This window comes from Paraplanobispora siamensis (assembly GCF_016863175.1).
Taxonomy (GTDB): Bacteria; Actinomycetota; Actinomycetes; order Streptosporangiales; family Streptosporangiaceae; genus Planobispora; species Planobispora siamensis.
On sequence record NZ_BOOJ01000041.1, the window covers coordinates 40,572 to 56,215 of the forward strand.

The 15,644-nt window shown below is 72.4% G+C and carries 15 protein-coding genes; 10 read left to right on the plus strand and 5 right to left on the minus strand.

The window, feature by feature from the left end; translation table 11 throughout:
- Nucleotides 1-95: 95 nt before the first annotated feature.
- Nucleotides 96-2,492, minus strand: coding sequence for a helicase-associated domain-containing protein (locus tag Psi01_RS25285; RefSeq protein ID WP_204066590.1), 2,397 nt, complete (start codon nucleotides 2,490-2,492; stop codon nucleotides 96-98).
- A 372-nt stretch (nucleotides 2,493-2,864) separates the two neighbouring features.
- Nucleotides 2,865-3,377, minus strand: coding sequence for an ATP-binding protein (locus Psi01_RS25290; protein ID WP_239128010.1), 513 nt, complete (start codon nucleotides 3,375-3,377; stop codon nucleotides 2,865-2,867).
- 190 nt (nucleotides 3,378-3,567) lie between these two features.
- On the opposite strand from Psi01_RS25290, the gene Psi01_RS25295 reads away from it, so the two are divergent.
- The 4 genes from Psi01_RS25295 to Psi01_RS25310 all read left to right on the plus strand — a co-directional run bounded on the left by Psi01_RS25295 (nucleotide 3,568) and on the right by Psi01_RS25310 (nucleotide 5,882).
- Nucleotides 3,568-4,428, plus strand: a complete 861-nt coding sequence (locus tag Psi01_RS25295) for a Sco1979 family transcriptional regulator (RefSeq protein ID WP_239128011.1) — start codon at nucleotides 3,568-3,570, stop codon at nucleotides 4,426-4,428.
- Nucleotides 4,429-4,665, plus strand: coding sequence for a DUF397 domain-containing protein (locus Psi01_RS25300; protein WP_203879276.1), 237 nt, complete (start codon nucleotides 4,429-4,431; stop codon nucleotides 4,663-4,665).
- A gap of 124 nt (nucleotides 4,666-4,789) precedes the next feature.
- Nucleotides 4,790-5,050, plus strand: a complete 261-nt coding sequence (locus tag Psi01_RS25305) for a hypothetical protein (protein WP_239128012.1) — start codon at nucleotides 4,790-4,792, stop codon at nucleotides 5,048-5,050.
- Between the two features lie 73 nt (nucleotides 5,051-5,123).
- Complete coding sequence (locus Psi01_RS25310) at nucleotides 5,124-5,882, plus strand: hypothetical protein (RefSeq protein ID WP_204066593.1); 759 nt, start codon at nucleotides 5,124-5,126, stop codon at nucleotides 5,880-5,882.
- 82 nt (nucleotides 5,883-5,964) lie between these two features.
- Here the strand turns inward: Psi01_RS25310 and Psi01_RS25315 are convergent, their stop codons facing one another.
- The 3 genes from Psi01_RS25315 to Psi01_RS25325 all read right to left on the minus strand — a co-directional run bounded on the left by Psi01_RS25315 (nucleotide 5,965) and on the right by Psi01_RS25325 (nucleotide 9,230).
- The gene (locus Psi01_RS25315) at nucleotides 5,965-7,575 is read right to left on the minus strand and encodes a methyl-accepting chemotaxis protein (RefSeq protein WP_204066594.1); all 1,611 of its coding nucleotides are present in this window, start codon (nucleotides 7,573-7,575) and stop codon (nucleotides 5,965-5,967) included.
- Between the two features lie 102 nt (nucleotides 7,576-7,677).
- A complete protein-coding gene (locus tag Psi01_RS25320; RefSeq protein WP_204066595.1) occupies nucleotides 7,678-8,259 on the minus strand; it encodes a histidine phosphatase family protein in 582 nt (193 codons plus the stop codon).
- A gap of 56 nt (nucleotides 8,260-8,315) precedes the next feature.
- Complete coding sequence (locus Psi01_RS25325) at nucleotides 8,316-9,230, minus strand: TIGR03621 family F420-dependent LLM class oxidoreductase (RefSeq protein WP_204066596.1); 915 nt, start codon at nucleotides 9,228-9,230, stop codon at nucleotides 8,316-8,318.
- Nucleotides 9,231-9,751: 521 nt separating this feature from the next.
- Here Psi01_RS25325 and Psi01_RS25330 point away from each other — a divergent pair.
- From Psi01_RS25330 to Psi01_RS25355, 6 genes are all read left to right on the plus strand, one after another.
- A complete protein-coding gene (locus tag Psi01_RS25330) occupies nucleotides 9,752-10,531 on the plus strand; it encodes a phytanoyl-CoA dioxygenase family protein (RefSeq protein WP_204066597.1) in 780 nt (259 codons plus the stop codon).
- Nucleotides 10,524-11,513: a phosphotriesterase family protein gene (locus Psi01_RS25335; RefSeq protein ID WP_204066598.1), complete on the plus strand. Its 990-nt coding sequence runs from the start codon at nucleotides 10,524-10,526 to the stop codon at nucleotides 11,511-11,513. The genes Psi01_RS25330 and Psi01_RS25335 overlap by 8 nt, the downstream gene beginning before the upstream one ends.
- A gap of 40 nt (nucleotides 11,514-11,553) precedes the next feature.
- Nucleotides 11,554-12,753 (plus strand): cytochrome P450, encoded by a 1,200-nt coding sequence (locus tag Psi01_RS25340; RefSeq protein WP_204066599.1) that lies wholly within the window; start codon nucleotides 11,554-11,556, stop codon nucleotides 12,751-12,753.
- Entirely contained in the window at nucleotides 12,753-13,559 is an 807-nt protein-coding gene (locus Psi01_RS25345; RefSeq protein ID WP_204066600.1) for an SDR family NAD(P)-dependent oxidoreductase, read from the plus strand. The genes Psi01_RS25340 and Psi01_RS25345 overlap by 1 nt, the downstream gene beginning before the upstream one ends.
- Nucleotides 13,556-14,410 (plus strand): Gfo/Idh/MocA family protein, encoded by an 855-nt coding sequence (locus Psi01_RS25350; protein WP_204066601.1) that lies wholly within the window; start codon nucleotides 13,556-13,558, stop codon nucleotides 14,408-14,410. The genes Psi01_RS25345 and Psi01_RS25350 overlap by 4 nt, the downstream gene beginning before the upstream one ends.
- Before the next feature lie 307 nt (nucleotides 14,411-14,717).
- Nucleotides 14,718-15,644 (plus strand): hypothetical protein (locus Psi01_RS25355; protein ID WP_204066602.1); only part of this gene is annotated, 927 nt, incomplete at its 3' end.

Consider the following 15,644-nt stretch of genomic DNA (forward strand, 5'->3'; position numbering starts at 1 on the left):
CGAGCGGGTGGCCGCGCGGGACGGTGGGGCCCGTGAAGCGGGTGGCCGTGCGGGATCGTGGGGCCCGGAGCGGGCGGTCCGATCGCCGGGCCGGGTCAGGCGTAGGCGCCGCGGACCTCCACGATGTCGGCCAGCGGGAACTCCAGATAGTCGCCCGCCTCCTCGCACCAGGCGTCGAGCACGCCGCTGCGCAGCTCGCCGTGGCTGACGGTGGCGGTCAGGCCGTCGGCCAGGGTGATGCCCGCCCGGACGCCGCGGTCGACCACGAAACCGAGCAGGGACTGCTGGGCGGTGGGCAGCCGGGGGGCCATCCGGCCGATCACGGCCCAGGTGCGCCCGGTGGACTGCGGGCCCGTGCCCCCGGCGGTGAACAGCCGCCGGGCGTGCTCGCGGGGGTCGGGCGGCGGCTCCACCAGCGCGTGGGCGGGCGGGTCCAGCTCGGCCACCTGCCCGCCGGGCAGCAGGATCAGCCGGCCGCCCTGCGGCTCGTCGACGCGGGCGCGGCGGATGGTGACCTCGCCGGTGTCCTGGACCTGCACCGGGGCGTAGCCGTGCTCGCGCAGCGCGGCGAGGGTCTTGTCGGCGGGCATCGCGCTGGCCAGCACGGTCGGCGCGAGCAGCCGCAGGCCCAGCCGGCCCAGCCGCCGGTGCGTGGCGATCTCGGCCAGCAGCGCCGGGTCGGAGGCCTGCACGATGCAGGCGACCGTGCTGACCGTGACCTCGCCGTGCCGCCTGGCCACATCGTGCACCAGATAGTCCAGGGGCTGCGGGATCGTGCCGACTTCGGCCAGGTCGGCCAGCAGGGCGTCGGCGGTGTAGCCGGAGTCCAGGGCGGCGCGCACGCTCGCCGGGCTGAAGCGCCAGACCGAGGCCGAGCCCCGCGACTCGCGGTCGGCGGCCCGGTCGAGCAGCTCGGCCAGCTCCGCCGAGGGCGGGCCGGTCACCACCGCGGTCAGGTCGGCGCCGAACAGGGCGCTGCGCCGTACGCTCGCCAGGGCCCGGGTCGAGCACTCGATCAGGGCGGGGTCGTGCTCGACGAGCGGGGAGGAGTCGTCGCTCTCGTCGCCGGCCTCGGCCTCCAGGGCGGCCAGCGCGCGGCCCAGATCGGTGATCGCCTCATGGGCCACCAGGCCCAGCAGCCGGGCCTCCTCCAGCACCGCCGGCGCGCACTCGGCCAGCAGCGCCCGGTCCAGCAGCGGGGCGTGCCAGTGGGCCAGGCGGACCAGTCCGGCGCGGTCGGCGCAGGCCGTGCTGGCCGGGAGCCGGGCCAGCACGCCGAGCACCGCGCGGCGCACCCGGGCCACCGCGCTGCCGGCGGGGTCGTCGCCCAGCACCGTGCCGTACTTGCCGCCGGTCCTGCGCAGCGACGAGCGCTCCATCCGCCACCAGGCCGCCAGCAGGACCCGGAGCCGGGCCGCGGCGTCGTCCAGCCGCCAGCGGTCGAACCGCTCGGTGGGCACCAGGCCGCCGGCCTGCTCGTCCCAGGCCAGCAGCCGGGCCACCGCGCAGACCTCCAGCAGCAGCCGGGTCTCGTCCTCGTCGCAGCCGGTCTCCCTGGCCACCCGCCGTACCTCGCGCACGCCCACCCCGCCGGCCTTCAGCAGCGGGAGCGGGGCCTTGGAGGTGTTGTCGAGCATCGCGGCGCAGCGCTCGACCACGTGCGGGGCGGCCAGCGTCATCAGGTGGTCCACGCTCTCGGGGTCCACCGGGAGCGTGGCCAGGTCGGGCGGGACGGGGCTGAAGGGCGGGCGGTAGCCGGGGCCGCGCAGCGCGAGCGCGACCTCGCGGGGCATCTCGGCCACGTTCCAGCTGGGCCGGAAGATCAGTCCGTGGTCGGCGGCCCACTTCTCCGGCGTGCCCGGCACGACGAACCGGCCGCCGTCGACGTCGCGGACCGGGCCGTCCCAGGTGAACTCCTCCAGCAGCCGCTCGGCGCCGGCCGGGGCCCGCTTGAGCAGGGTGACCACCCGGGCGGGGTCGGACAGGGTCTCGCAGATCCCGGCGATCAGGTGCCGCTTGGGCGCCGGGGGCAGGCCGAGCGAGCCCGCCAGCGCGCGCAGGGCGTCGGCGCTGGTCGTCCAGGAGTTCAGGTAGTGGGCGAGCGGCTCGCCCAGCCCGAAGGGGGCCGTCCACCAGCGGGCGAGCGCGGCGACGACATGGACGTTCCCCTCGTTGTCCGGCCAGGCCAGCGCGTGGTCGAAAAGCACCTCCAGCCAGGGGGTCACCTCGGCCTCCGGCACGCCGAAGAAGGTCGCCAGGGTCTGCGCGTCGACCCGGTCTCCCAGGGCCAGCGCGGCCTCGGCGATCTCCAGGGCCGGCAGCGGCAGGCCGCGCAGGACCTCCATCACGGCGAAGCCGTTGCCCAGTCGCTGCGCCAGGGTGTCCAGGCGGCGCGGCCACGGTGGGGCGATGGCGTCCAGTCTGTTGGCCAGAACTCGGGCGAGCCGTTCTTCGTCGAGGGTTTTCAACCAGCCGAGCAGGTGATCGTCCATCTCGCAGCTCTCTTAGGAATGGTGCGCGGGGAAGTCGTCTCCCTGTGTGGTCTTCTGTTCGGGACGGTCGGGATGTGGCCACCCCCCGCCTCGGCCGAGGACGGGCGGGAAGCCGCTCTCTTCAGGGAGCGGAGGGGTCGCAGACCTCAAAGGTAATGCAGAGGGGATGTCCCGGTCAGGCACCGCGCGGAATGCGCCGGATTCCGTGGGACGACCGGAACCCGTCACGTGGTGTGACCGGCCCCGGCCCGACGGCGGGGGGAGCGTCGGGGCCGGGGCCGGCCGGCGCCAGGTGAGGGGAAGAGGCGGCGCCTTCTCGGGATGGCTCGGATCTCGGTGCGGGCGCGGGCCCGCGGGGTGGCTCGTACGGGTTCAGGGCCGCAGGACGGCCCAGACGATTTTGCCGTACGGGGCCAGCGGCGCCCAGCCCCAGCGGGCGCTGAGCGATTCGACGATGTGCAGTCCCAGCCCGCCGACCTCCATGGGGGAGGGGTCGCGGAGGGTGGGGGATCCGGCGCCGGGGTCGTTGAGCGCGCACGTCACGAGGGTGCCGCGGCGGATCAGGGAGAGCCGGACCGGTTCCCCGACGTGCGAGCGGGCCAGCCGCAGGCCGTGCCTGATGGCGTTGGTGGCCAGCTCGGAGACGATCAGCTCCATGTTCTCGCTCAGCTCGTCGAGCCGCCAGCCGGTCAGCGTCCCGAGCGCGAAGCTGCGCGCGGAGTGCACGGACTCGGTGTGCGGGGGGAGCACGAACGTGGCGCTCGCTGGGGACGACACGGTTCCCGGCAGCAGGTCCCGGGCGGCGTCAGGCCACCAGCCGACGGGGGGCCACCAGTCGAGCGCCGTCCACGCGGGGCGTGGCGGCGCGGTTTGGGCGGACTGCACGGGATCATCATGAGACAAACTCATGTGCAGGTGCAAGAGCGAATGCACGTGCATCAGGTCCGTGCAGGCGCTACGGTACCCCTGAATTCGCTTACTCGGACGAAAGGGGATCTTGTCCTTAGCCGGGAAATTTCCGGTTGTGAAGTGACAGACTGTCGATCAGGAAGCGAGCAAGGAGCACCACGTGTCCATGGACCCTCCGGGTACCGGTTCCACCGTCCGGCGCATCATGCTCGGCGCGAGTCTTCGCCGCCTGCGTGAGGAGAAGGGGCTCACCAGAGAGGTCGCCGGATTCCACATCCGGGCCTCCGAGTCCAAGATCAGCCGGATGGAACTGGGCCGTGTGGGATTCAAGACTCGGGACGTGGAGGACCTGCTCACCCTGTACGGCGTGCTCGACAACGCGGAACGGCGCAGCCTGCTGGAGATGGTCCGCGAGGCGAACACCCCTGGCTGGTGGCACAAGTACGGCGACATCCTGCCGAACTGGTTCGCCACCTACGTGGGGCTGGAGGAGGCGGCGAACTTGATCCGCACCTATGAGGTGCAGTTCGTCCCCGGCCTGCTCCAGACGTCCTCCTACGCGCGCACCGTGATCCGGCTCGGCTACCCGGACGTGCCCGACGCGGAGATCGAGCGCCGTGTGCATATGCGCATGCAACGGCAGGACCGCCTGTCGAAGAAGGACGGCCCGCGGCTGTGGGCGGTCATCGACGAGGCGGCACTGAGACGGCCGATCGGGGGCAGGGACATCATGAGGGAGCAGCTCCAGCACCTGCTGGAGGCCTCCGCTCTGCCCAACATCACTCTCCAGGTGATGCCGTTCAAGTTCGGCATGCATGCGGCCGAGGGTGGCGCGTTCAGCATCCTCAGATTTCCGGAGTCCGACCTGTCGGACGTCGTCTACGTCGAGCAGCTCTGGGGGGCCCTCTACCTGGACAAACGTGAGGACATCGATCCATACCTCACGGCCATGGAGCAGTTGTGCGTGGAGAGCACGACACCCGGAGGGACCACCGAGTTACTCGGCGCCCTTCTCAGAGAGATCTAAATGGAGCAGACCTATAACGGCATGCCCGCCACGGACCTGGCCGGGGCCGACTGGCGAAAGAGCCGCTACAGCAACTCGACGGGCAACTGCGTCGAGCTCGCCGAACTGCCGGACGGCAGCGTGGCGGTCCGCAACTCCCGATTCCCTGACGGTCCGGCCCTGATCTACACCCGCGACGAGATCCGCGCGCTGGTGCTAGGGGTCAAGGACGGGGAGTTCGACAGCCTGACGGCGTAACGCCGTTTTTACCTCCGGCGCGTGTGGTTAACCTGCACGCGCCGGTCATGTAACGGGGAACGGGGGACAGACGGGCAGAGTTCGACCCATACCGAAAGAGGGGGATCGAACCATGCTCGACCAGATGACCTTGTATCCCGTGGCCGACGACGAGCTTCTCGCGCCGGGCGGCCGCGTCATGATCCGCACCTACGGGGTCGGATCGGCGGCCGCCGACAGCGGTGCGACGCTCGGGGTGTCCTATCGCACCTGGGTCACCGGGGTCCGTGACCAGCCGCGCTACTGGAGCTGGGGGCACTTCGAGGACGCCCGCCGGGGTCACCGCATGGTGGTCGAGTGGCTGACCGGGCGCGGCCCGCGGCCCGGGCCGGCGCAGGCCGCGTGATCGGCGGCCTGTACGGCCCGCGACTCCTGGGCTAGTGTGCCAACCAAGCATTCGCTTGGTAAGGGAGGGCTCCATGCGGCGCGGGATCTACCTGGTCGAGGAAGTCGACTTCCGGCCGATGAACTCGCGCAGGCCGCTGGAGTACCTGACCTGGCTCACCCGTTACAAGAAGGAGGACGAGACCCTCGGCAGCCCGGAGCTGACGAAGGGGTTGTCGATCAGGTCACGGGAGATCGACCTCGTCGGGGCCTTCTACGCCGTCGGCATCACGGGCCACCCGCAGTTCAGGGCGGTCACGCTCTGGGACTGCCACGGCGGCTGGGACGGCGGCTGGCGGCAGATGATGAACATCTACGACGGCGTCGACGACAGGCTGTTCCTGTCCGACATCGACGACCTGCGCTTCTCCGCCTTCTCCCGCCCGCTCGGCGCGGTCCGCGGCAGCCCGGCCCTGGCCGACATCACCGCCGAGGGCTACGCCGCGCCGTTCTATCTCTTCGAGAGCGCCAGGGTGCGCCCCGGCGCCGCCCTGGACTATCTCGACGCGGTCCGCGAGGAGCGCGCGCCCGTCCTCGCCGACCACGGCCACCGGCCGGTCGGCCTGTACGAGGTCCTGTTCTGCGACACCGAGGTCGTCACGATCTGGGGCATGTCCCTGGACGCGCACCTGGCGACGCAGCGGGCCCGGGACGCGGCCCTCGGCCTCGACGACGAGGTCGAGCCCGACGAGCGCCTGCTCGCCTGGAGCAGACGGGCCCGCGACTTCCTGGACGGGCCGTGGCGGGAGACCCTGCTGGCGCCCTTCCCGGGCTCCCGCCTGTCCCCGGCCTGACGGCCGCACCCGCCGTGGCGGACGCGACTGTCAGGCCCGGACGCCGAGCGCTCCCAGCTGCCGGGCCGTCCGGCTGCCGGGATCAGACGGTGAACTGGGCGACGACGCCGTGCAGCTCGGTGGCGACCCGGCCGAGTTCGTCGGCGGTACGGCGGGACTCGGCGGCCCCCGACGTGGTGGTCTGAGCCTCGGAGGCGACCTCGGTGATGCCGGTCGCGATCTCACCGGCGCCGACGGCGGCCTGGGAGATGTTGCGGCTCATCTCCCCGGAGGTGGCGCTCTGCTCCTCGACGGCGGCGGCGATGGTGGTGGAGTGCTCGCTGACGCTCGTGATGACCTCGCTGATGCCGGCGATGGCCGCGATGGCCGCGTCGGTGTCGGCCTGGATGGCCTCCACCCGCCGGGCGATGTCCTCGGTGGCCCTGGCCGTCTCCTGGGCCAGGTCCTTGACCTCGCCCGCGACGACCGCGAAGCCCTTGCCCTGCTCGCCCGCGCGGGCGGCCTCGATGGTGGCGTTCAGGGCCAGCAGGTTGGTCTGCTCGGCGATGCTCGTGATGGTCTTGATGACCGAGCCGATCTCCGCCGAGGAGGCGCCCAGCTTGGCCACGGTCTCGCCGGCGCCGCGCACCGCATCGACCCCGGCGTCGGCCACCCGGGCGGCCTGGCTGACGCTGTTGGAGATCTCCGAGATGGAGGCGCTCATCTCCTCGCTCGCCGCGGCGATCGTCTGCACGTTGGAGGAGACCTGCTCGGCGGTGGCGGCGACATGGCCGGAACGCGCGGAGGTGTGGGCGGCGGCGGTGTCCATCTGCCCGGAGACGACGGTCAGCTCGCGGGAGGCATCGCTCAGAGTCGTGCTCTGCCGGCTGATCGTGGAGAAGGAGTCGCGCAGCACCCGCAGGGTCTCGTCCAGAGCGCGGGCCATGTCGCCCAGCTCGTCGCGGCGGGAGGTGTCGACGCGCACGGTCAGGTCCTTGCCGGCGACCTTGCGCAGGACCTGCACGGTCGCACTCAACGGCCGGGTGATGGTCCGGGTGACCAGGGCGGCCAGAGCGGCGGCCACCAGCAGGCACAGCGCACCGGCGACCAGCATCACGTACAGGGAGGTCTCGCTGGAGGACCGGGCGTCGGTGGCCGTCGCGGTGAGGTTCTCACCGGCCTCGGCGGCCAGCTCGTCGACGGCCTCGGCCGCCTTGGCGAAGTGCTCCAGCGCCTCGCCCGAGACCAGGCCGCCCGCCTTCTCGATGTCCGCGGGCATGCCGCTGCGGTAGGCGGCGACGATCTGCTCGTCGACGCGCATGAACTCCTCGAACGCCTCCCCGGCCGTCTCCAGGTCCTCCCGCTGGGTGGCGGTCAGCTCCATGCCCGCAAGCTTCTTCAGGTCCTCGCGGAAGGCCGCGGTGGAGGCCAGGAAGCTCTGCCGCTGGCCGGCGTTGTCGTCGGCGGCGCCCGGCACGCCGCGCTGGGCGTCGAAGGCGTAGCCGGTCTGCCAGCCGGCGAAGTCGGCGGCGTGGAACTTGGCGGTCAGCGCCGCGCCGCGGATCGCGGCGGTGGCGTCCGTCCGGTTGGCCGCGTCATGCGCGGAGGACAGGCCCGCCACGCCCACGCCGACCGCCACGCACAACAACGCGCCCACCGATGCGAACGCGCCACCCAGGCGTACACCGACCTTCAGGTCGTCCAACTTCTTCATGTCCGGTCAAACTCTTTCTCAGATGCCGCCACGGGCCGATCCCGCAGCACCAGTCGGACTATCGACACCGTCGCATCAGAGCTGAGCCTCCGGGCAGGGAAGTCAGATCGGGGCGTTCCAGGTGAGGATCACCTGCTGGCCGTGCTCGAAGCCGAGACGGGAGTAGGTGCCGGTGTCGAGCCGGAAGAAGCGGCCCTCCTCGGGTGGCTGACCGAGCCAGCGGGCCGCCAGGACCCGCAGGAAGTGGCCGTGGGCGACCAGCGCGACGTCGCCCCGCGCGGCGCTCGCGCGGGCGATGACCCGGTCGGCGCGCTCGGCGACCTGCGCGGCGCTCTCGCCGGGGTGGCCGGCGTCGCCGGGGATGACGCCGTCACGCCACAGGTACCAGCCGGCCCGGGTCTGGCGGATCGTGGCGGTGGTGATCCCCTCGTAGCCGCCGTAGTCCCACTCCCACATGTCGGGATCGACCTCGTAGCCGGTCAGCCCGGCCAGCTCGGCCGTCCGGCGGGCCCGCAGGGCGGGGCTGACCAGGACGAGGTCCAGCGCCCTGTCCTTGACGAGGGGGGCCAGCGCCCGCGCCTCGTCCTCGCCCCTGGGGGTGAGGGGCAGGTCGGTGCGTCCGGTGTGCCGCCTGTCCCGGCTCCACTCGGTCTCGCCGTGCCGAAGCAGAATCATCTCGTTCATGATGAACTCATGATGCCCGTACGGCTCCCGCCGATTCGGCATCGCCCCACCGCGGCTCAACGTCCCGCGAGTTCCTCCACGATCGGGGTGAAGGCGTCCAGGTCGTCCTCGTGGTGCAGGACGAAATAGGACAGGTCATGGGTGTCGCGCCAGTGGCGGAGCTTGTCCACGGCGTCGGCGCGGGTGCCGGGCAGCACCTGGGGGGTCTCGTCCTGGCGTGACGGGTCGGCGGCGCTCCACGAGGCGCCCCGCCCGCGCTCGCCCAGCCGCAGGACGCTGGTGCCGAGCTCGATCGCGCCGTAGCGGTCACCGGCGGCCCGCCGTACCACGTCGATCTTGGCGAGGAAGGCGTCCAGGCCGCCGTCCGCGCCGTCGGGGCCGGAGCCGTCCGCCCTGACCCGCATGGTGAGGTTGATCACATCGGCCTCGCGGGCGGCGAGGCGCAGCACGCGCGGCCCGCCGCCGCCGAGCATCAGCCGCGGGCCCGGCCGCTGGACCGGCTTGGGCCGCTGGTCCAGCCCGTCGATCCGGTAGTGCTCGCCGTGGAAGGTGAACGGGCCCTCGCCCCACAGCCCCTTGAGGACCGTGATCGCCTCGGCGAGCCGGTCCACCCGGGTCCCCGGCGGGTCGAGCGCCAGCCCGGCGGCGCCGTAGTCGGCGGCCATCCAGCCGGTGCCCAGGCCCAGCTCCAGGCGGCCCTCCGACAGCAGGTCGACGGTGGCGGTCTCCTTGGCCAGCACGGCCGGGTGGCGGAAGTCGTTGGCGAACACCAGGGTGCCGACCCGCAGCCGGCTGGTCGCGCACGCCGCCGCGGTCATCGCCGCGACGGGCGCGAAACGCGAGCCCACCAGATGGTCGGGGACCAGGAGCACGTCGAAGCCGGACTCCTCCAGGCGGCGGGCCTTGCGGGCCCACTCCCGGCCCGAGGCGGCCTCCCGCACCACGGCGGCGAACCTGAACGGCCGGTCCATCCCGTCCCCCTAACCTATCAAGCGCTTGGTAAGTATAGGGTGAACGGCTCCGCCCGCCCAGGGGCGACCGCCGGCGGACGACCGTGCTCACCGCGAAGAGCGCGGGGGTGAGCAGGACGGAGCTGAGAAGGCTCGGCCAGGGGAACGGGCCGTAGCCGTCCAGGTTCGCGATGAGGTCGCGGACGTAGGTCTCGCCCCCGCCGGTGGTGCCGAAGGGGGCCGGCGGGGGCGAGACGGCGAGGAGCGGCGGCGAGGGGAACGCCGATGCGACCATGGCGTGGCGGGCGAAGGTGTCGGCGCCCGACCCGGGGGTGTCGAGGTTCGTCATGGCGTCAGGGTCCGCTCGCTGCGGTGGTGCGGGCGACGGGGCCTTCCCCGGGGTTGCGGAGGGTTTTCCCGGGGTCCGGCATGCCCTGTCCCGGAGACCGGTGCGGCTCCCGCCGGGGTTGCGGGCGGAGCCTCCCCCGGTGGTGTATACCAAGCGCTTGCTTTATAAGGGGTTCCGGTCCGACACTGAGCCCATGGCTGACGACACCCCGGTCCGCGACGTGACCGACGACGAGGTCGCCTTCTTCGAACGCAACGGCTGGGTACGGCTGCCGCGCCTGGTCGGCCCCGATCGCGTGGCCGTCCTGCGGGAGCGGGCGCTGAACCACCTGGCCGGGCGCTCCCGCGCCGTGACCACCAAGGTGGACCAGGCCTTCGGCCAGTCCAGGGACGTCGCCGAGACCGACGGGCACTTCCGGGAGGTGGCCCTGGCCCCCCAGCTCGGCCGGGCGGCCACCCGGCTGCTGCGCGGGGTGGCCGGGGTGCGTGTGCAGGTGACGAACCTGCTGGTCAAGGAGGGCGGAGGAGGCCATGGAGCCACCGAGTTCCACCAGGACTTCCCGTGGATGCCGATGGACCGCTCGGCGATGCTCACGCTCTGGCTCGCCCTGGTGGACGTGCCCGCCGACATGGGCTCCCTGCGTTTCTACAGCGGCTCGCACCGGTACGGCGTGCTCGGCCGCTCCTTCACCCGCGACGGCGACGACCAGCTCACCCAGCACCCCTGGCTGAAGGAGCTGGAGTTGTCCCCGCCGCTCGACCTGGCCGCCGGGGACGCGACCGTGCACCACGCGCTGACCGTGCACGGCGCCCCCGCCAACCGCCGCGACACCCCCCGCGTGTCGTTCACCGTCACCTACTTCGACGCCGACGCCCTCTACACCGGCACGCCGTACCGGCAGACCGACGACCTGGGCCTGACCGTCAACCGGCCGTTCGAGCACGCGAAGTTCCCGGTCGTCCCCCATGCCTGAGCCCATCGTGAACGTCGAGACCGTCGCGGGCCCGGTGGAGGACCCGGGCGCCACCCTCATGCACGAGCACGTCTTCGGGCTCAGCCCGGAGATCCTGTGGAACTGGCCGGACATCCCCGAGGGCTGGGACCTCGAACTCCGGGCCCGCGAGGCCGCCGACAAGCTGACCGAGCTGAAGGGCCACGGCATCGACACCATCGTGGACCTGACCGTGATCGGGCTCGGCCGCTACGTGCCCGCGGTCCAGCGGGTGGCCGAGCTGACCGAGGTCAACATCGTCGTCGCCACCGGGCTCTACACCTACGACGCGCTCCCGCCGTACTTCGGCAACCGCGGCCCCGGCTCGCTGTTCGGCGGCCCCGACCGGCTGGCCGAGTTCTTCGTCCGGGACATCGCCGAGGGCATCGGCGACACCGGCGTGAAGGCGGGCATCCTCAAGTGCGCCTCCGACCACCTGGGCATGACCGCCGGCTGCGAACGGGTCTTCCGCGCCGTCGCCCAGGCGCACCGGGCCACCGGCGCCCCGATCACCACCCACTCCCACAGCGCCTCGCGCGGCGGCCTGGAGCAGCAGAAGCTCCTGGCCTCCGAGGGCGTGGACCTGGGCCGGGTGGTGATCGGCCACGCCGGCGACTCCACCGACCTGGCCTATCTGGAAGAACTGATCGCGAACGGCTCCTACCTGGGCATGGACCGCTTCGGCATCAACACGATCAGCCCCTTCGAGGACCGGGTGGCGACGGTGGCGGCCATGTGCGAGCGGGGGCACGCCGGCCGCATGGTCCTGTCCCACGACTCCTACTGCTTCAACGACCGCTTCGACCAGGAGGTGGTACGGCGCCGCCACCCCGACTACCACCTGCTGCACATCTCCCGGGACGTGCTCCCCGAGCTGCGCAGACGGGGCGTCACCGAGGAGCAGATCCACCGGATGCTCGTCGTCAACCCACGCGACATCCTCACCCGGCGCGAGCCGTACTGAGAGCCCTGCCGAGAGCCGTACCGAGTCCGAGAGGTCCCCCATGATCGACGCTGATGACTTCGACGTCGGCGCGGCCTGGCACGTCGCCGCGCCGTACGACTTCCTGCGCCGGCTCCGCCACGAGCGGCCGGTCTTCCGCAGCGAGCACCTCGGCGCCTACGTCCTGACCCGGTACGCGGACGTGCGCGCCGCCTACGGCGACCCCGGGCGCTTCTCCTCCGAGGGGTCGCTGACGATCTCCCGGAGCCTGTCCGAGGAGACCCGGCTCAAGCTGGGCGAGCACGGCTCGTTCCTGTCGAGCTTCGTGGCCAACGTGGACCCGCCCGTGCACACCCGGCTGCGCCGCTCGGTGTCGCGGGCCTTCACCCCGCGCGCGGTCTCGGCGATGGAGCAGCGGTTCCGGGAGCTGAACGAGGACCTGCTCGACCGGATGGCCCCGCGCGGGGCGGCGGACTTCGTCGCCGAGATCGCGCACGAGCCCTCGGCCAAGCTCACCGCCCGCTTCATCGGCGTGCCGCAGGAGGACGAGGAGTTCGTCAAGCAGCACGTGAAGGACTGGTTCCAGCTGTTCCTGTCACCGCAGCCGCCCGACCGGCAGCTCGCGCTGGCCGAGAGCTTCCTGGCCTACCTCGACTACGTGGACCGGCTCGTCGCCTCCCGCGCCCGGGAGCCGCGCGACGACTTCACCTCGCTGATGACCTCCCTGATCGGCAACGAGCTGTCGCACCGCGAGGTCGTCGAGCTGATCTCCACGATCCTGCTCGGCGGCAACGACACCGTGCCCAACCAGCTCGGCAACAGCGTGCTGCGGCTGCTGCGCGAGGGGATCTGGCCGGTGCCGCCGGAGCTGACCCGCAACGCGGTCGAGGAGTGCATGCGCATCGACGGCGCCAGCCTCGGCTCCTTCCGCTACGCCACCACCGGCATCGAGCTGCGCGGGACGACGATCCCGGCCGGGTCGCTGTGCCTGCTGTCCACCGACTCCGCCGCCCACGACGAGACCGTCTTCGACGACCCCGAGCGCTTCCGGATCGACCGCCCCAACGCCGACGCCCACATGACCTTCGGCTACGGCATCCACTTCTGCGTGGGCGCCGCCCTGGGCCGCCTCCAGCTCCGCACCGCCCTCGACATCCTGGGCGAGCGCCTGCCCCGGCTCCGGCTCGTCCCCGGGCAGGAGGTCTCCTACCGCGCCTCGATCGTCGGCCGCGGCCTGACCGCGCTGCCCGTGGAGTGGTGATGCGCTTCGACGGGAAGGTCGCCCTGGTCACCGGCGGAGGCTCGGGGATCGGCGCGGCCACCGCGCGCCGGCTGGCCGCCGAGGGGGCCTGCGTCGGGGTCGCCGACCTGCGGCTCGCCGGCGCGCGGGCGGTCGCCTCGGCGATCAGGTCAGCGGGCGGTACGGCGTGCGCGCTCCACTGCGACGTCTCCGAGGAGAAGGCCGTCGAGGACGCCGTCGCCGAGCTGGTGGCCTCGTTCGGGCGGCTGGACGTGGTGCACTCCAACGCGGCCTGCCTGGACCGCGACGTCTACGGCAGGGACGGGGACCTGCTCGACATGGACGTGGCGGTCTGGGACCGGACGATGGCGGTCAACCTGCGCGGTGCGATGCTCATGGTCAAGCACACCGTCCCGGCCATGACCGGCGGCGGCGCGATCGTGATCACCTCCTCGGTGTCCGCCCTGGTGGGCGATGCCGACCACGCGGCCTACGGCGCCTCCAAGGCGGCGCTGGTGGGCTTCGTCCGCTACGTCGCCACGATGTACGGCTCCCGCGGCGTCCGGTGCAACGCGGTGGCCCCCGGCCTGGTGATGACGGACGTGGCGCGGGCCGTGATGACGCCGGAACGGCTGGCGGAGAAGGCCGCGGAACGCGTCCTGCCGTGGGCGGCCGACCCGGGCGACGTGGCGGCGCTGGTGGCCTTCCTGGCCTCGGACGAGGCGCGCTGCGTCACCGGTCAGACGATCGTCGTCGACGGCGGCACCACCGCGCACCGCCCGGAACACGCGATCAGGTCCTGGGCCCGTGAGAAGCTGGAGATGTGACGGTATCTGTGGGCCTGGTCGGTGCCGGGCCGTGGGCGGAGATGGTGCACGCGCCGATGCTGGCGGCCGGGCCGTACGCACGGCTGGCTGGAGTGTGGGCCCGGCGGCCCGAGGCCGCGGCCAGACTGGGCGCGCCGGTCTTCGAGAAGATCGAGGAGCTCTTCGACGCCTGTGAGGCCGTGCTCTTCTCGGTGCCGCCCGCCGTACAGGCCGAGCTCGGCGTCCAGGCCGCCAAGGCGGGCAAGGCCCTGCTGCTGGAGAAGCCGCTCGCGGCCGACCTGGACGGCGCCAGGCGCCTGGCCGACGCCATCGGCGAGGCGGGCGTGGTCTCCCAGATGTGCCTGACGTGGCGCTACTCGGCCGCGGTCCGGGCGTTCCTGGCTCGGGTGTCGGCGGTCGAGCCTTTCGGCGGGCACGCGGCCAACGTCTCCGGCGCCATGCTCGGCGGCCACTTCGCCACCCCGTGGCGCCTGGAGCGCGGCGCGATCCTCGACGTCGGCCCGCACATGATCGACATGCTGGACGCCGCGCTCGGCCCGGTCGCCGGGGTGCGCGCGCACGGCAACCCGACGGGCTGGGTCGGGCTGCTGCTGGAGCACGAGACCGGCGCGGTCAGCGAGGCCTCGCTGTGCCTGAGCGCGCCGGGGCAGACCCCGCCTCCCCACGTGGACGTCTACGGCAGGCTCGGCCGGGAGTCCGTCGACGGGAGCGCGATCGGCCCCGAGACCTTCTCCACGATGATCGCCGAGTTCGCCACGGCCGTGCGCGGCGGCGGCGCCCACCCGCTCGACGCCATCCACGGCCTGCGCCTGCAGGAGATCATCGCCGCCGCGGAGGCGCAGCTCGGCTGAGTCCCAGGGTGCACGGGGGTACGGCGGCGCGGCCGTACCCAGGCTCCGAATGGGCGAGAAAAGAATTCAGTGCATTTCCTTTGGTGGCAGTGGTAGCGCTCAAGTTATGACATGGGCGTTTTTATAAGACGAGTAGGGCCTTCGCCAAGGTTGGCGAAAACGCGCCACGTCTTCCCCGGTGCGGCCGAGGTCGGTCGACACCATTGACGTCGTCAAGCCAGGCCGGGGCCGGAAGTTTTCGGCATTGGTGCTGGCCCGTACTCGTTTTCGGTTCTCCAGTGAGTGCCGCCACATCAGAGGAAAAACCATGAAGAAGGTCGTATACCGCCTGACTGTATCCGTGGCCGGGTGCTTAGTTCTTGGTGTTTCCCTGCCCGCGACCGCCAGCGCCTTCACAAGCGGCGGGTCCCCCTCCGGATCGTCCACGGTCTCGGAGGGGAAACACGGTTCTCATGGAGGTTCTTCCTCCTCGCTCTGCCCCTGCTCCGAGGGCGGGAAGAGCATCGAGGCCTCCGACGTGATCGACAGCGTGATGAAGAACGCGCTCGAAAAGACGAAGAGCAGTGTCGAATCCCCATCTTCCTCCACGAAGGAATGCCCGCCGGGTGAGGAGACCTCGGGCGGGGAGACCCCGGAGGGGGAGACGCCCGGTGGAGAGAAGCCTGGTTGGGAGACTCCGGGTGGGGAGACTCCGGGTGGCGAGACGCCTGGTGGGGAGACCCCCGGTGGCGAGACGCCTGGTGGGGAGACCCCCGGTGGCGAGACTCCGGGCGGGGAGACCCCGGGTGAGGAGACTCCGGGCGGGGAGACCCCCGGTGGCGAGACGCCGGGCGGCGAGACCCCGGGTGAGGAGACTCCGGGCGGGGAGACCCCCGGTGGCGAGACGCCGGGCGGCGAGACCCCCGGTGGGGAGACCCCGGGTGGCGAGACTCCGGGTGGCGAGACGCCGGGTGGCGAGACGCCGGGTGGCGAGACGCCGGGCGGCGAGACGCCGGGCGGCGAGACCCCGGGCGGCGAGACCCCGGGTGAGGAGACTCCGGGTGGCGAGACGCCGGGCGGGGAGACCCCCGGTGGGGAGACTCCGGGCGGGGAGACCCCCGGTGGCGAGACTCCGGGCGGGGAGACCCCGGGTGAGGAGACTCCGGGTGGCGAGACGCCGGGCGGCGAGACGCCCGGTGGAGAGACCCCGGGTGAGGAGACTCCGGGTGGCGAGACGCCGGGCGGCGAGACGCCC

Excerpts from the sequence above, each read along its gene's own strand:
- Psi01_RS25295 (WP_239128011.1), top strand. The coding sequence starts at position 3,568 with ATGGACCCTCCGGGTACCGGTTCCACCGTCCGGCGCATCATGCTCGGC.
- Psi01_RS25300 (WP_203879276.1), top strand. The coding sequence starts at position 4,429 with ATGGAGCAGACCTATAACGGCATGCCCGCCACGGACCTGGCCGGGGCC.
- Psi01_RS25340 (WP_204066599.1), top strand. The coding sequence starts at position 11,554 with ATGATCGACGCTGATGACTTCGACGTCGGCGCGGCCTGGCACGTCGCC.
- Psi01_RS25345 (WP_204066600.1), top strand. The coding sequence starts at position 12,753 with ATGCGCTTCGACGGGAAGGTCGCCCTGGTCACCGGCGGAGGCTCGGGG.
- Psi01_RS25335 (WP_204066598.1), top strand. The coding sequence starts at position 10,524 with ATGCCTGAGCCCATCGTGAACGTCGAGACCGTCGCGGGCCCGGTGGAG.
- Psi01_RS25285 (WP_204066590.1), bottom strand. The coding sequence starts at position 2,492 with ATGGACGATCACCTGCTCGGCTGGTTGAAAACCCTCGACGAAGAACGG.
- Psi01_RS25315 (WP_204066594.1), bottom strand. The coding sequence starts at position 7,575 with ATGAAGAAGTTGGACGACCTGAAGGTCGGTGTACGCCTGGGTGGCGCG.
- Psi01_RS25325 (WP_204066596.1), bottom strand. The coding sequence starts at position 9,230 with ATGGACCGGCCGTTCAGGTTCGCCGCCGTGGTGCGGGAGGCCGCCTCG.
- Psi01_RS25320 (WP_204066595.1), bottom strand. The coding sequence starts at position 8,259 with ATGAACGAGATGATTCTGCTTCGGCACGGCGAGACCGAGTGGAGCCGG.
- Psi01_RS25310 (WP_204066593.1), top strand. The coding sequence starts at position 5,124 with ATGCGGCGCGGGATCTACCTGGTCGAGGAAGTCGACTTCCGGCCGATG.
- Psi01_RS25305 (WP_239128012.1), top strand. The coding sequence starts at position 4,790 with ATGACCTTGTATCCCGTGGCCGACGACGAGCTTCTCGCGCCGGGCGGC.
- Psi01_RS25330 (WP_204066597.1), top strand. The coding sequence starts at position 9,752 with ATGGCTGACGACACCCCGGTCCGCGACGTGACCGACGACGAGGTCGCC.